The organism is Shigella sp. SIG6, from assembly GCF_053555815.1.
In genome coordinates, this window is the sequence record NZ_JBQZXC010000028.1 from 24,038 (window position 1) to 36,796 (window position 12,759).

The 12,759-nt window shown below is 53.2% G+C and carries 14 protein-coding genes; 13 read left to right on the forward strand and 1 reads right to left on the reverse strand.

Annotation, left to right across the window (positions count from 1 at the left end; all coding sequences use genetic code 11):
* Positions 1 to 5: 5 nt before the first annotated feature.
* The 12 genes from napG to ccmH are packed head-to-tail and all read left to right on the forward strand — an operon-like array spanning position 6 to position 8,908.
* Positions 6 to 701, forward strand: coding sequence for a ferredoxin-type protein NapG (gene napG / locus ACUU1M_RS07260; RefSeq protein ID WP_000091294.1), 696 nt, complete (start codon positions 6 to 8; stop codon positions 699 to 701).
* Positions 688 to 1,551, forward strand: a complete 864-nt coding sequence (gene napH, locus ACUU1M_RS07265) for a quinol dehydrogenase ferredoxin subunit NapH (RefSeq protein WP_000013517.1) — start codon at positions 688 to 690, stop codon at positions 1,549 to 1,551. The genes napG and napH overlap by 14 nt, the downstream gene beginning before the upstream one ends.
* The gene (gene napB / locus ACUU1M_RS07270; protein WP_000835174.1) at positions 1,548 to 1,997 is read left to right on the forward strand and encodes a nitrate reductase cytochrome c-type subunit; all 450 of its coding nucleotides are present in this window, start codon (positions 1,548 to 1,550) and stop codon (positions 1,995 to 1,997) included. The genes napH and napB overlap by 4 nt, the downstream gene beginning before the upstream one ends.
* A 9-nt stretch (positions 1,998 to 2,006) precedes the next feature.
* A complete protein-coding gene (napC, locus tag ACUU1M_RS07275) occupies positions 2,007 to 2,609 on the forward strand; it encodes a cytochrome c-type protein NapC (RefSeq protein ID WP_000528367.1) in 603 nt (200 codons plus the stop codon).
* Between the two features lie 12 nt (positions 2,610 to 2,621).
* On the forward strand, positions 2,622 to 3,245 hold the full coding sequence (gene ccmA / locus ACUU1M_RS07280) for a cytochrome c biogenesis heme-transporting ATPase CcmA (protein WP_000525578.1): 624 nt from the start codon (positions 2,622 to 2,624) through the stop codon (positions 3,243 to 3,245).
* Positions 3,242 to 3,904: a heme exporter protein CcmB gene (ccmB, locus tag ACUU1M_RS07285; protein ID WP_000971730.1), complete on the forward strand. Its 663-nt coding sequence runs from the start codon at positions 3,242 to 3,244 to the stop codon at positions 3,902 to 3,904. The genes ccmA and ccmB overlap by 4 nt, the downstream gene beginning before the upstream one ends.
* A 41-nt stretch (positions 3,905 to 3,945) precedes the next feature.
* Positions 3,946 to 4,683, forward strand: coding sequence for a heme exporter protein CcmC (ccmC, locus tag ACUU1M_RS07290; RefSeq protein WP_001295447.1), 738 nt, complete (start codon positions 3,946 to 3,948; stop codon positions 4,681 to 4,683).
* Positions 4,680 to 4,889, forward strand: coding sequence for a heme exporter protein CcmD (gene ccmD, locus ACUU1M_RS07295; protein WP_000186540.1), 210 nt, complete (start codon positions 4,680 to 4,682; stop codon positions 4,887 to 4,889). The genes ccmC and ccmD overlap by 4 nt, the downstream gene beginning before the upstream one ends.
* Positions 4,886 to 5,365 (forward strand): cytochrome c maturation protein CcmE, encoded by a 480-nt coding sequence (ccmE, locus tag ACUU1M_RS07300; protein ID WP_001026418.1) that lies wholly within the window; start codon positions 4,886 to 4,888, stop codon positions 5,363 to 5,365. Before ccmD ends, ccmE begins: the two co-directional genes overlap by 4 nt.
* Positions 5,362 to 7,305 carry a cytochrome c-type biogenesis heme lyase CcmF gene (gene ccmF / locus ACUU1M_RS07305; RefSeq protein ID WP_152028897.1) on the forward strand — a complete coding sequence of 648 codons (1,944 nt, stop codon included), beginning with the start codon at positions 5,362 to 5,364 and terminating at the stop codon, positions 7,303 to 7,305. Before ccmE ends, ccmF begins: the two co-directional genes overlap by 4 nt.
* The gene (gene dsbE / locus ACUU1M_RS07310; RefSeq protein ID WP_000824439.1) at positions 7,302 to 7,859 is read left to right on the forward strand and encodes a thiol:disulfide interchange protein DsbE; all 558 of its coding nucleotides are present in this window, start codon (positions 7,302 to 7,304) and stop codon (positions 7,857 to 7,859) included. The genes ccmF and dsbE overlap by 4 nt, the downstream gene beginning before the upstream one ends.
* Positions 7,856 to 8,908 (forward strand): cytochrome c-type biogenesis thiol:disulfide oxidoreductase CcmH, encoded by a 1,053-nt coding sequence (gene ccmH, locus ACUU1M_RS07315; RefSeq protein ID WP_001211575.1) that lies wholly within the window; start codon positions 7,856 to 7,858, stop codon positions 8,906 to 8,908. The genes dsbE and ccmH overlap by 4 nt, the downstream gene beginning before the upstream one ends.
* Positions 8,909 to 9,118: 210 nt before the next feature.
* Here the strand turns inward: ccmH and narP are convergent, their stop codons facing one another.
* Entirely contained in the window at positions 9,119 to 9,766 is a 648-nt protein-coding gene (narP, locus tag ACUU1M_RS07320; protein WP_001547514.1) for a nitrate/nitrite response regulator protein NarP, read from the reverse strand.
* Between the two features lie 319 nt (positions 9,767 to 10,085).
* On the opposite strand from narP, the gene yejO reads away from it, so the two are divergent.
* The gene (gene yejO, locus ACUU1M_RS07325) at positions 10,086 to 12,677 is read left to right on the forward strand and encodes an autotransporter YejO (protein ID WP_005080104.1); all 2,592 of its coding nucleotides are present in this window, start codon (positions 10,086 to 10,088) and stop codon (positions 12,675 to 12,677) included.
* Positions 12,678 to 12,759: the final 82 nt, after the last annotated feature.

A 12,759-nucleotide genomic window follows, 5' to 3' on the forward strand; every position in this document is an offset into this window, starting at 1 on the left:
CCATTATGTCCCGGTCAGCGAAACCTCAAAATGGTCGCCGCCGCTTTCTGCGCGATGTCGTTCGCACAGCAGGCGGGCTGGCTGCCGTGGGTGTGGCGCTGGGGTTACAACAGCAAACCGCACGCGCATCTGGCGTGCGGTTGCGCCCGCCCGGAGCCATAAACGAGAACGCCTTTGCCAGTGCCTGTGTGCGTTGCGGTCAGTGTGTTCAGGCTTGCCCTTACGACACCTTAAAACTGGCGACGCTGGCCTCTGGTCTGTCGGCGGGCACGCCATATTTTGTCGCACGGGATATTCCTTGCGAAATGTGTGAGGACATTCCGTGCGCCAAAGTGTGCCCAAGCGGTGCGCTGGATCGTGAGATTGAATCGATCGACGACGCGCGGATGGGGCTGGCGGTACTGGTGGACCAGGAAAACTGTCTCAACTTTCAGGGGCTGCGCTGCGATGTTTGTTATCGCGAATGCCCGAAAATTGATGAGGCCATCACCTTGGAGCTGGAGCGCAACACGCGTACCGGTAAGCACGCCCGCTTTCTGCCGACGGTTCACAGCGACACCTGTACCGGTTGCGGTAAGTGCGAAAAAGTATGCGTGCTGGAACAACCGGCAATCAAGGTGTTACCGCTGTCACTGGCGAAAGGGGAGTTAGGTCACCATTACCGCTTCGGCTGGCTGGAGGGGAACAATGGCAAATCGTAAACGTGACGCCGGGCGCGAGGCGCTGGAGAAAAAAGGCTGGTGGCGCAGTCACCGTTGGCTGGTGTTACGTCGCCTTTGTCAGTTCTTCGTGCTGGGGATGTTTTTGAGCGGTCCATGGTTTGGTGTGTGGATCTTGCACGGCAACTACAGCAGTAGCCTGTTATTCGACACCGTTCCGCTGACCGATCCGCTGATGACGCTGCAAAGTCTTGCCAGTGGTCATCTGCCTGCCACGGTGGCGTTGACCGGTGCGGTGATTATCACCGTGCTCTACGCCCTGGCGGGAAAGCGATTATTTTGCAGCTGGGTCTGCCCGCTGAACCCGATTACCGACTTAGCGAACTGGTTACGCAGGCGCTTTGACCTCAATCAGTCTGCGACGATCCCTCGCCACATTCGCTACGTGCTGTTGGTGGTCATTCTGGTGGGATCAGCCTTAACTGGCACGCTCATTTGGGAATGGATCAACCCCGTTTCTCTGATGGGGCGTAGCCTGGTAATGGGCTTCGGCAGCGGCGTGCTGCTTATTCTCGCGCTGTTTTTATTTGATCTACTGGTCGTTGAACACGGCTGGTGCGGGCACATTTGTCCGGTTGGCGCGCTGTATGGCGTGCTGGGTAGCAAAGGTGTGATTACCGTTGCGGCCAGCGATCGGCAGAAATGTAACCGTTGTATGGATTGTTTTCATGTTTGCCCGGAACCGCATGTGCTACGTGCCCCGGTGCTGGATGAACAAAGCCCGGTGCAGGTCACCTGCCGCGATTGCATGACGTGCGGTCGCTGCGTGGATGTCTGTTCTGAGGATGTATTTACAATAACTACACGATGGAGTTCGGGAGCGAAATCATGAAAAGCCATGACCTGAAGAAAGCGCTGTGTCAATGGACGGCGATGCTGGCCCTGGTGGTAAGCGGCGCGGTTTGGGCGGCTAATGGCGTCGATTTTAGCCAGTCGCCGGAAGTATCCGGGACGCAGGAAGGGGCCATTCGGATGCCAAAAGAGCAGGATCGGATGCCGCTGAACTATGTGAATCAGCCGCCAATGATCCCGCATAGCGTTGAAGGTTATCAGGTAACGACCAATACCAATCGCTGCTTGCAGTGCCACGGTGTCGAAAGCTATCGCACCACTGGCGCGCCGCGTATCAGTCCTACTCACTTTATGGACAGCGACGGCAAAGTGGGCGCGGAAGTGGCTCCGCGTCGTTATTTCTGTCTGCAATGTCACGTACCGCAGGCCGATACCGCGCCAATCGTGGGGAATACCTTTACCCCATCAAAAGGTTACGGGAAATAAGAGGTTATTATGGGAAATTCTGACCGTAAGCCTGGTCTGATTAAGCGCCTGTGGAAATGGTGGCGTACCCCCAGCCATCTGGCGCTGGGGACGCTGCTGTTGATCGGTTTTGTTGGCGGCATCGTCTTCTGGGGGGGCTTTAACACCGGGATGGAAAAAGCCAATACCGAAGAGTTCTGCATTAGCTGCCACGAAATGCGCAACACGGTGTATCAGGAATACATGGATTCTGTGCACTACAACAACCGTAGCGGCGTCCGTGCGACCTGTCCGGATTGTCACGTTCCGCACGAGTTTGTGCCGAAGATGATACGCAAGCTCAAAGCAAGTAAAGAGCTGTATGGTAAAATTTTTGGCGTTATTGACACGCCGCAGAAATTTGAAGCTCATCGTCTGACGATGGCACAGAATGAGTGGCGGCGCATGAAGGACAATAACTCGCAGGAGTGCCGTAACTGTCACAACTTCGAGTATATGGATACAACCGCCCAGAAATCGGTTGCCGCGAAGATGCATGACCAGGCGGTGAAAGATGGGCAAACCTGTATTGATTGCCATAAAGGGATCGCGCACAAGCTGCCCGATATGCGTGAAGTCGAGCCAGGTTTTTAACAGGGTTATTGCGTGGGTATGCTTGAAGCCAGAGAGTTACTTTGTGAGCGGGATGAACGAACCTTATTTAGTGGCTTGTCATTTACGCTGAACGCAGGAGAGTGGGTACAAATCACCGGTAGCAACGGCGCGGGGAAGACAACGCTTCTCCGTTTGCTGACGGGGTTGTCTCGCCCTGACGCTGGCGAGGTTCTCTGGCAAGGGCAGCCCTTGCATCAGGTACGCGACAGCTACCATCAAAACCTGTTATGGATAGGCCATCAGCCGGGGATCAAAACCCGGCTGACGGCGTTAGAAAATCTGCACTTTTATCATCGCGATGGCGATGCCGCACAATGTCTGGAAGCCTTGGCGCAGGCCGGGCTTGCCGGATTCGAAGATATTCCGGTAAATCAACTTTCTGCCGGGCAACAACGCCGCGTCGCTTTAGCGCGTCTGTGGTTGACCCGTGCCACATTATGGATCCTCGACGAGCCTTTTACCGCGATTGACGTTAACGGCGTCGATCGTCTGACCCAGCGTATGGCGCAGCATACGGAGCAGGGGGGGATTGTGATTCTGACTACCCACCAGCCGCTCAACGTTGCTGAAAGTAAAATTCGCCGCATTTCACTGACGCAAACGAGGGCCGCATGATGTTCTGGCGTATTTTCCGTCTTGAACTGCGCGTAGCGTTTCGCCATAGCGCCGAAATCGCCAACCCGCTGTGGTTCTTCCTGATTGTAATTACCCTTTTTCCGCTCAGTATCGGTCCGGAGCCGCAACTGCTGGCGCGTATTGCACCGGGCATTATCTGGGTTGCTGCGCTGCTTTCATCCTTGCTGGCGCTGGAACGACTGTTCCGTGACGATTTGCAGGACGGCAGTCTTGAACAATTGATGTTGTTGCCGTTACCCTTGCCCGCCGTTGTGCTGGCGAAGGTGATGGCGCACTGGATGGTAACCGGTCTGCCGTTACTCATCCTTTCGCCACTGGTAGCAATGCTACTGGGAATGGATGTTTATGGCTGGCAAGTGATGGCGCTGACGCTGCTGCTGGGAACGCCTACGCTTGGCTTTCTCGGTGCACCGGGCGTGGCGCTGACAGTGGGACTTAAGCGCGGTGGTGTGCTGCTCAGCATACTGGTGTTACCGCTGACTATCCCATTACTCATCTTTGCCACCGCCGCGATGGACGCGGCTTCTATGCATTTGCCCGTTGATGGGTATCTGGCAATTTTAGGCGCGTTGCTGGCAGGCACCGCGACATTAAGTCCTTTTGCGACGGCGGCAGCGTTACGAATCAGCATTCAATAACGCTGGATTACTGATTTTTGTTCGAGTCTGGTATCGAAACTATGTGGAAAACACTGCATCAACTGGCGATCCCACCACGGCTGTATCAAATCTGTGGCTGGTTTATACCGTGGCTGGCAATTGCCAGTGTGGTCGTGCTTACCGTCGGCTGGATCTGGGGATTCGGCTTTGCTCCGGCTGATTATCAGCAGGGAAATAGCTACCGCATTATCTACCTGCATGTGCCTGCGGCGATCTGGTCGATGGGCATTTATGCATCAATGGCGGTGGCGGCGTTTATTGGCCTTGTCTGGCAGATGAAAATGGCCAACCTGGCGGTGGCGGCGATGGCCCCCATTGGTGCCGTGTTTACCTTTATTGCCCTGGTTACCGGCTCTGCATGGGGAAAACCGATGTGGGGCACCTGGTGGGTATGGGATGCACGTCTGACTTCTGAACTGGTGCTGCTGTTTTTGTATGTGGGTGTGATTGCCCTGTGGCACGCCTTCGACGACCGCCGTCTGGCGGGCCGTGCGGCAGGTATCCTGGTGCTGATTGGCGTGGTGAATCTGCCGATTATTCATTACTCCGTGGAGTGGTGGAACACCCTGCATCAGGGATCAACGCGGATGCAGCAAAGTATCGATCCGGCGATGCGTTCGCCGCTGCGCTGGTCGATTTTTGGCTTCCTGCTCCTGTCTGCCACGCTGACGCTGATGCGGATGCGTAATTTGATTTTGCTGATGGAAAAACGCCGTCCGTGGGTGAGTGAACTGATACTGAAAAGAGGCCGTAAATGACCCCTGCATTTGCTTCCTGGAATGAATTTTTCGCAATGGGCGGTTACGCCTTTTTTGTCTGGCTGGCGGTGGTGATGACCGTTATTCCGCTGGTGGTTTTGGTCGTGCACTCGGTGATGCAACATCGCGCAATTCTGCGTGGTGTGGCGCAACAGCGGGCGCGTGAGGCGCGTTTACGTGCTGCGCAACAGCAGGAGGCTGCATGAATATTCGCCGTAAAAACCGCTTGTGGATTGCCTGTGCAGTGTTGGCAGGGCTGGCGCTGACTATCGGTCTGGTGCTATATGCGCTGCGCTCGAATATCGATCTCTTTTATACGCCGGGGGAAATTCTCTACGGCAAGCGTGAAACTCAGCAGATGCCGGAAGTCGGTCAGCGTCTGCGCGTTGGCGGGATGGTGATGCCGGGTAGCGTGCAGCGCGATCCCAATTCGCTGAAAGTGACCTTCACCATTTACGATGCTGAAGGCTCAGTGGATGTCTCTTACGAAGGCATTTTGCCGGATCTGTTCCGTGAAGGGCAGGGCGTTGTGGTGCAGGGCGAGCTGGAAAAAGGCAATCATATCCTCGCGAAAGAAGTGCTGGCGAAACACGACGAAAACTACACGCCGCCAGAAGTTGAGAAAGCGATGGAAGCTAACCACCGTCGCCCGGCGAGTGTTTATAAGGACCCAGCATCATGATGCCGGAAATTGGAAACGGGCTGCTGTGCTTGGCGTTAGGGATTGCGCTGCTGCTGTCCGTGTATCCGCTATGGGGCGTGGCGCGCGGAGATGCGCGCATGATGGCGTCTTCCCGCTTGTTTGCCTGGCTGCTGTTTATGTCTGTGGCTGGCGCATTTCTGGTGCTGGTCAATGCTTTCGTGGTCAACGACTTTACCATCACCTATGTTGCCAGCAACTCCAATACCCAGCTTCCGGTGTGGTATCGCGTGGCGGCTACCTGGGGCGCGCATGAAGGTTCGCTTCTGCTGTGGGTGCTGCTGATGAGCGGCTGGACCTTTGCGGTGGCGATTTTTAGTCAGCGTATTCCGCTGGATATTGTGGCCCGTGTACTGGCGATAATGGGGATGGTCAGCGTCGGCTTTTTGCTGTTCATTCTCTTTACCTCTAACCCGTTCTCACGCACGCTGCCGAACTTCCCGATTGAAGGGCGCGATCTTAACCCGCTGTTACAGGATCCGGGGCTGATCTTCCATCCGCCTCTGCTTTATATGGGGTACGTGGGTTTCTCGGTGGCGTTTGCTTTTGCCATTGCTTCTTTGCTGAGCGGGCGTCTGGACAGCACTTATGCGCGTTTTACTCGCCCGTGGACGCTGGCGGCGTGGATTTTCCTGACGCTCGGCATTGTGCTCGGTTCCGCATGGGCCTATTACGAACTCGGCTGGGGTGGCTGGTGGTTCTGGGATCCGGTAGAAAACGCCTCGTTTATGCCGTGGCTGGTGGGGACTGCACTGATGCACTCACTGGCGGTCACTGAACAACGCGCCAGCTTCAAAGCGTGGACATTACTGCTGGCAATCAGTGCCTTCTCGTTGTGTCTGTTGGGGACTTTCCTCGTGCGTTCCGGCGTGCTGGTATCGGTACACGCGTTTGCGTCTGATCCGGCGCGCGGTATGTTTATCTTCGCCTTTATGGTGCTGGTGATTGGCGGTTCGCTGCTGCTGTTTGCCGCGCGTGGACACAAAGTTCGCTCACGCGTAAACAATGCGCTGTGGTCGCGGGAATCTTTGCTGTTAGCGAACAACGTTTTGCTGGTCGCCGCGATGCTGGTGGTGTTGCTGGGGACGCTGCTGCCGCTGGTGCACAAGCAACTTGGACTGGGCAGTATTTCGATTGGCGAACCGTTCTTCAACACCATGTTTACCTGGCTGATGGTGCCGTTTGCGCTACTGCTTGGTGTCGGTCCTCTGGTGCGCTGGGGGCGCGATCGCCCACGTAAAATCCGCAATTTATTGATTATCGCCTTCATCTCTACGCTGGTGCTGTCTCTGCTGTTGCCGTGGCTGTTCGAAAGCAAAGTTGTGGCGATGACGGTGCTCGGCCTGGCAATGGCCTGCTGGATTGCGGTGCTGGCAACTGCGGAAGCTGCGCTGCGTATTTCACGCGGCACGAAAACCACCTTCAGTTATTGGGGGATGGTGGCGGCTCACCTGGGGCTGGCAGTGACAATTGTTGGCATTGCCTTTAGCCAGAATTATAGCGTTGAGCGTGATGTGCGCATGAAGTCCGGCGATAGCGTCGATATTCATGAATATCGCTTCACCTTCCGTGATGTCAAAGAGGTGACTGGCCCGAACTGGCGCGGCGGTGTGGCGACTATTGGCGTAACGCGAGAGGGTAAACCGGAAACGGTGCTGTATGCGGAAAAACGTTATTACAACACTGCCGGGTCGATGATGACCGAAGCGGCAATTGACGGCGGCATCACGCGTGACCTGTACGCCGCGCTCGGTGAAGAACTGGAAAACGGCGCGTGGGCCGTGCGTCTTTACTACAAACCATTTGTTCGCTGGATTTGGGCGGGCGGGCTGATGATGGCGTTGGGCGGACTGCTGTGTCTGTTTGATCCTCGCTATCGTAAGCGCGTGAGTCCGCAAAAAACTGCGCCGGAGGCCGTATGAAGCGCAAAGTATTGTTAATTCCGTTGATTATCTTCCTGGCGATTGCCGCGGCGCTGCTGTGGCAGCTGGCGCGTAATGCCGAAGGGGATGATCCGACCAATCTGGAATCGGCGCTCATTGGCAAGCCTGTGCCGAAGTTTCGTCTCGAATCACTGGACAATCCGGGGCAGTTTTATCAGGCGGATGTGCTGACTCAGGGCAAACCAGTACTGCTTAACGTCTGGGCGACTTGGTGTCCGACCTGCCGTGCGGAACATCAATATCTGAATCAGCTTTCAGCGCAGGGCATTCGCGTGGTCGGCATGAACTATAAAGACGATCGCCAGAAGGCAATCAGCTGGCTGAAAGAGCTGGGCAATCCTTACGCGCTAAGCCTGTTTGATGGCGACGGCATGTTAGGGCTGGATCTCGGTGTCTATGGCGCGCCAGAAACCTTCCTTATTGACGGCAACGGTATCATTCGCTATCGCCATGCGGGCGATCTCAATCCTCGCGTCTGGGAAGAAGAGATCAAGCCGCTGTGGGAGAAATACAGTAAGGAGGCCGCACAATGAGGTTTTTATTGGGCGTGCTGATGCTGATGATCTCCGGCTCAGCGCTGGCGACCATCGACGTGTTGCAGTTTAAAGATGAAGCACAGGAACAACAGTTCCGTCAGCTCACTGAAGAACTGCGCTGCCCGAAATGCCAGAACAACAGCATTGCCGATTCCAACTCGATGATTGCCACCGACCTGCGTCAGAAAGTGTATGAACTGATGCAGGAAGGTAAAAGTAAAAAAGAGATTGTCGATTATATGGTGGCGCGTTACGGCAACTTCGTCACTTACGATCCGCCGTTAACGCCGCTGACCGTGCTGCTGTGGGTGCTGCCAGTAGTGGCTATTGGTATTGGCGGTTGGGTCATATACGCCCGCTCGCGGCGTCGGGTACGCGTGGTGCCGGAAGCGTTTCCTGAACAAAGCGTGCCGGAAGGTAAGCGTGCCGGATATGTTGTTTATCTGCCGGGTATTGTGGTGGCGTTAATTGTGGCTGGCGTCAGCTACTACCAGACTGGCAATTATCAGCAGGTGAAAATCTGGCAGCAGGCCACGGCACAGGCTCCGGCGTTGCTGGACAGGGCGCTGGACCCGAAAGCCGATCCGCTCAACGAAGAAGAGATGTCGCGCCTTGCGCTGGGGATGCGTACTCAACTGCAAAAAAATCCGGGAGATATAGAAGGCTGGATTATGTTGGGCCGCGTTGGCATGGCGCTGGGTAACGCCAGTATCGCCACCGATGCATACGCTACTGCGTATCGCCTCGATCCGAAGAACAGCGATGCCGCACTGGGATACGCTGAAGCGTTGACTCGTTCATCTGATCCCAACGACAACCGCCTCGGCGGTGAACTGCTACGTCAGCTGGTGAGAACGGACCATAGCAATATCCGTGTGCTAAGCATGTATGCGTTTAATGCCTTTGAGCAGCAGCGATTTGGCGAAGCCGTTGCCGCGTGGGAGATGATGTTGAAACTCTTACCTGCCAACGATACTCGCCGTGCGGTGATTGAACGTAGTATCGCGCAGGCGATGCAACATTTGTCGCCGCAGGAGAGTAAATAAAAAGAGGCCCGATGGTGATGCCATCGGGCTAGACTGATGACAAAGTGCGCTTAGTTTATGCCGGATGCGGCGTGAACGCCTTATCCGGCCTACAAAATTGTGTAAATTCAATAAATTGATCGATCCACGTAGGCCTGATAAGCGTAGCGCATCAGGCAGTTTTGCGTTTGTCATAAATCTCAGCCCGATGATAAATCCATCGGGCTATTTTTATTGTGCCCCGCGTTGTTGCAGGAACAGAATGGTGGCCGCCACGCGTGAGCGGACATTGAGTTTACGCAGCAGATTGCGAATATGTACTTTTACTGTCTGCTCGGAAATATTCAACACCGATGCAATCTGTTTATTTGACAGCCCCTGTGCCAGCTCGTGCAGAACATCCAGCTCGCGCTCCGTCAGCACGCTGAAGGGATCTTCTTCCGCGCCAAACATTTCACGTTCACGTAAGTACTGATTGACGCGTTCGCTAAAGACTTTGCTGCCTTTCGCTCCGGTACGAATCGCTTCCAGCAATACTTCCGGGTCGCTGTCTTTCAACAGATAACCGTCTGCGCCTGCGTCTATCAGCGCAAAGACATCGCTGGAGGCATCGGATACGGTCAGGATAATAATTTGCGCGGTAACGCCATCCCTGCGCAAGGCATTGAGGGTATCCAGGCCACTCATACCTTTCATATTGAGATCCAGCAAGATCACGTCGATATCCAGTCTATTCGCCAGATCGATCGCGCTCGCGCCGTCGCCCGCTTCGGCGACCACTTCAAAGCCAGGATCAAGCTCCAGTAACTGACGAACACCGCGTCGCATAAGTGGATGATCATCCACAATCATCACCTGAAAAGGCGTTGCTTCAGGCATAGTAGTCTCCTGAGGTTTTATTAGAATCATTATGTTTGAGCGTAGCGTTGGTAACGCTACCAGGCGCGTGAATGTTACCCCATTTTATGTATGGACATGTAGTGAAAACTACAACCTTGTCGTTCGCTTTGGCATCATTTTCATTATAAAGACGGAATTTTGCATCAGCTTCTCATCAAGAAAAACAACTAAAAAATCAATCACAATACTTGTGCATTTCTTTAAACAGTTTTTAAAAACTGACTCCGGGTATGGAGCTATGGGTATTTTCTGTACCCAATGCTTTTAACTGCAATTAATTTCATAGGATGAAAGCTCAATGCATCAATCTGGTTCTGTTTCTCTTTGTCGTTCCGCAATATCTGTTCTGGTGGCTACAGCGTTATATTCACCCATAGCATTGGCATCAACAGTTGAGTATGGTGAGACAGTTGATGGTGTTATCCTGGAAAAAGATATCCAGCTGGTTTATGGGACCGCCAATAATACGAAAATCAATCCTGGCGGAGAACAGCATATAAAAGAATTTGGTGTAAGTAGTAATACTGAAATTAACGGAGGGTATCAATACATTGAAATGAATGGTACCGCAGAATACTCAGTATTAAATGATGGTTATCAAATTGTTCAAATGGGTGGCGCGGCAAACCAGACTACCCTCAATAATGGTGTGCTACAGGTTTATGGCCCAGCGAATGATACCACGATTAAAGGCGGGCGCTTAATCGTTGAAAAAGATGGGGGGACCGTTTTTGCCGCTATCGAAAAGGGAGGACTACTGGAGGTTAAAGAGGGGGGATTTGCGCTTGCGGTAGATCAGAAAGCAGGCGGTGCTATTAAAACAACCACGCGGGCCATGGAGGTATTCGGAACAAACCGTCTCGGTCAGTTCGATATCAAGAATGGTATTGCTAATAATATGTTGTTGGAAAACGGTGGAAGTTTGCGAGTTGAAGAAAATGACTTCGCTTATAATACTACTGTGGATAGTGGCGGCTTACTGGAGGTTATGGATGGCGGGACTGCAACTGGCGTTGATAAAAAAGCAGGCGGGAAATTAATTGTCTCAACGAATGCGCTGGAAGTGAGTGGTACAAACAGTAAAGGCCAATTTAGTATAAAGGATGGTGTGTCAAAAAATTATGAACTGGATGATGGTTCCGGGCTCATTGTTATGGAGGACACGCAGGCCATTGACACTATCCTTGATGAGCATGCCACTATGCAATCGCTGGGAAAGGATACTGGTACGAAAGTGCAGGCAAATGCGGTATATGATCTCGGTCGATCAGACCAGAATGGAAGTATCACGTATTCCTCAAAAGCCATCTCTGAAAATATGGTAATCAACAATGGCCGCGCTAATGTCTGGGCTGGCACAATGGTTAACGTGTCAGTCAGAGGGAATGATGGCATTCTTGAGGTCATGAAGCCGCAAATAAATTATGCACCCGCTATGTTGGTGGGTAAGGTAGTGGTTTCTGAGGGCGCTTCTTTTAGAACGCATGGTGCCGTGGATACCAGCAAAGCGGACGTTTCGCTCGAAAATAGCGCATGGACCATCATTGCCGATATCACTACGACGAACCAAAACACTCGCCTCAACTTAGCCAACCTTGCGATGTCCGGCGCAAATGTGATTATGATGGCTGAGCCAGTGACTCGTTCATCTGTGACGGCAAGTGCGGAAAATTTCATTACGTTGACCACCAATACCCTGTCGGGAAACGGCAATTTTTATATGCGTACCGATATGGCCAATCATCAGAGCGATCAGCTCAACGTCACCGGTCAGGCAACAGGTGATTTCAAAATATTCGTGACGGACACCGGTGCCAGCCCGGCAGCAGGAGATAGCCTTACACTGGTAACAACGGGCGGCGGTGATGCTGCATTTACGTTGGGCAATGCCGGAGGCGTTGTTGATATCGGTACGTATGAATATACCTTGCTGGATAATGGCAACCATAGCTGGAGCCTCGCAGAGAATCGCGCGCAAATTACCTCTTCAACCACTGATGTGCTGAACATGGCAGTCGCACAACCGCTGGTATTTGATGCAGAACTGGACACCATGCGTGAGCGTCTTGGTAGCGTAAAAGGCGTTAGTTACGATACGGTGATGTGGAGTTCGGCAATTAACACCCGCAACAACGTGACCACTGATGCGGGAGCTGGTTTTGAGCAAACATTGACGGGCCTGACGCTCGGTATCGATAGCCGTTTCTCCCGTGAAGAAAGCAGTACAATTCGCGGCTTGTTCTTTGGTTACTCTCATTCTGATATTGGTTTTGATCGCGGCGGAAAAGGTAATATCGATAGCTATACCCTGGGGGCTTATGCCGGTTGGGAGCATCAGAACGGTGCCTATGTTGATGGGGTGGTGAAAGTTGACCGTTTTGCCAACACCATCCATGGCAAGATGAGTAATGGGGCAACAGCGTTTGGCGATTACAATAGTAACGGCGCGGGTGCTCATGTTGAGAGCGGGTTCCGTTGGGTTGACGGATTGTGGAGTGTTAGACCCTATCTGGCCTTTACCGGCTTTACCACAGATGGTCAGGACTACACGTTATCAAACGGCATGCGCGCGGATGTGGGAAATACCCGGATATTACGCGCTGAAGCGGGAACGGCGGTAAGCTATCACATGGACCTGCAAAACGGTACGACGCTGGAACCCTGGCTGAAAGCCGCCGTGCGTCAGGAATACGCCGATTCTAACCAGGTGAAAGTTAATGACGATGGCAAATTTAATAATGATGTGGCTGGAACCAGTGGCGTTTATCAGGCTGGGATAAGGTCATCGTTTACCCCGACGTTAAGCGGTCATTTGTCAGTCAGCTATGGCAATGGCGCAGGGGTAGAATCGCCGTGGAATACTCAGGCGGGTGTGGTCTGGACGTTCTGATAACAGAAAATAAACAGGCTGTGATGTGTCACGGTCTGTTTATCGAATTAATTGCAGATATAAAAAAACCAACCGTAAGGGT

Excerpts from the sequence above, each read along its gene's own strand:
- ccmF (WP_152028897.1), top strand. The coding sequence starts at position 5,362 with ATGATGCCGGAAATTGGAAACGGGCTGCTGTGCTTGGCGTTAGGGATT.
- narP (WP_001547514.1), bottom strand. The coding sequence starts at position 9,766 with ATGCCTGAAGCAACGCCTTTTCAGGTGATGATTGTGGATGATCATCCA.
- napC (WP_000528367.1), top strand. The coding sequence starts at position 2,007 with ATGGGAAATTCTGACCGTAAGCCTGGTCTGATTAAGCGCCTGTGGAAA.
- ccmC (WP_001295447.1), top strand. The coding sequence starts at position 3,946 with ATGTGGAAAACACTGCATCAACTGGCGATCCCACCACGGCTGTATCAA.
- ccmD (WP_000186540.1), top strand. The coding sequence starts at position 4,680 with ATGACCCCTGCATTTGCTTCCTGGAATGAATTTTTCGCAATGGGCGGT.
- dsbE (WP_000824439.1), top strand. The coding sequence starts at position 7,302 with ATGAAGCGCAAAGTATTGTTAATTCCGTTGATTATCTTCCTGGCGATT.
- napB (WP_000835174.1), top strand. The coding sequence starts at position 1,548 with ATGAAAAGCCATGACCTGAAGAAAGCGCTGTGTCAATGGACGGCGATG.
- ccmE (WP_001026418.1), top strand. The coding sequence starts at position 4,886 with ATGAATATTCGCCGTAAAAACCGCTTGTGGATTGCCTGTGCAGTGTTG.
- yejO (WP_005080104.1), top strand. The coding sequence starts at position 10,086 with ATGCATCAATCTGGTTCTGTTTCTCTTTGTCGTTCCGCAATATCTGTT.
- ccmB (WP_000971730.1), top strand. The coding sequence starts at position 3,242 with ATGATGTTCTGGCGTATTTTCCGTCTTGAACTGCGCGTAGCGTTTCGC.
- ccmH (WP_001211575.1), top strand. The coding sequence starts at position 7,856 with ATGAGGTTTTTATTGGGCGTGCTGATGCTGATGATCTCCGGCTCAGCG.
- napH (WP_000013517.1), top strand. The coding sequence starts at position 688 with ATGGCAAATCGTAAACGTGACGCCGGGCGCGAGGCGCTGGAGAAAAAA.
- napG (WP_000091294.1), top strand. The coding sequence starts at position 6 with ATGTCCCGGTCAGCGAAACCTCAAAATGGTCGCCGCCGCTTTCTGCGC.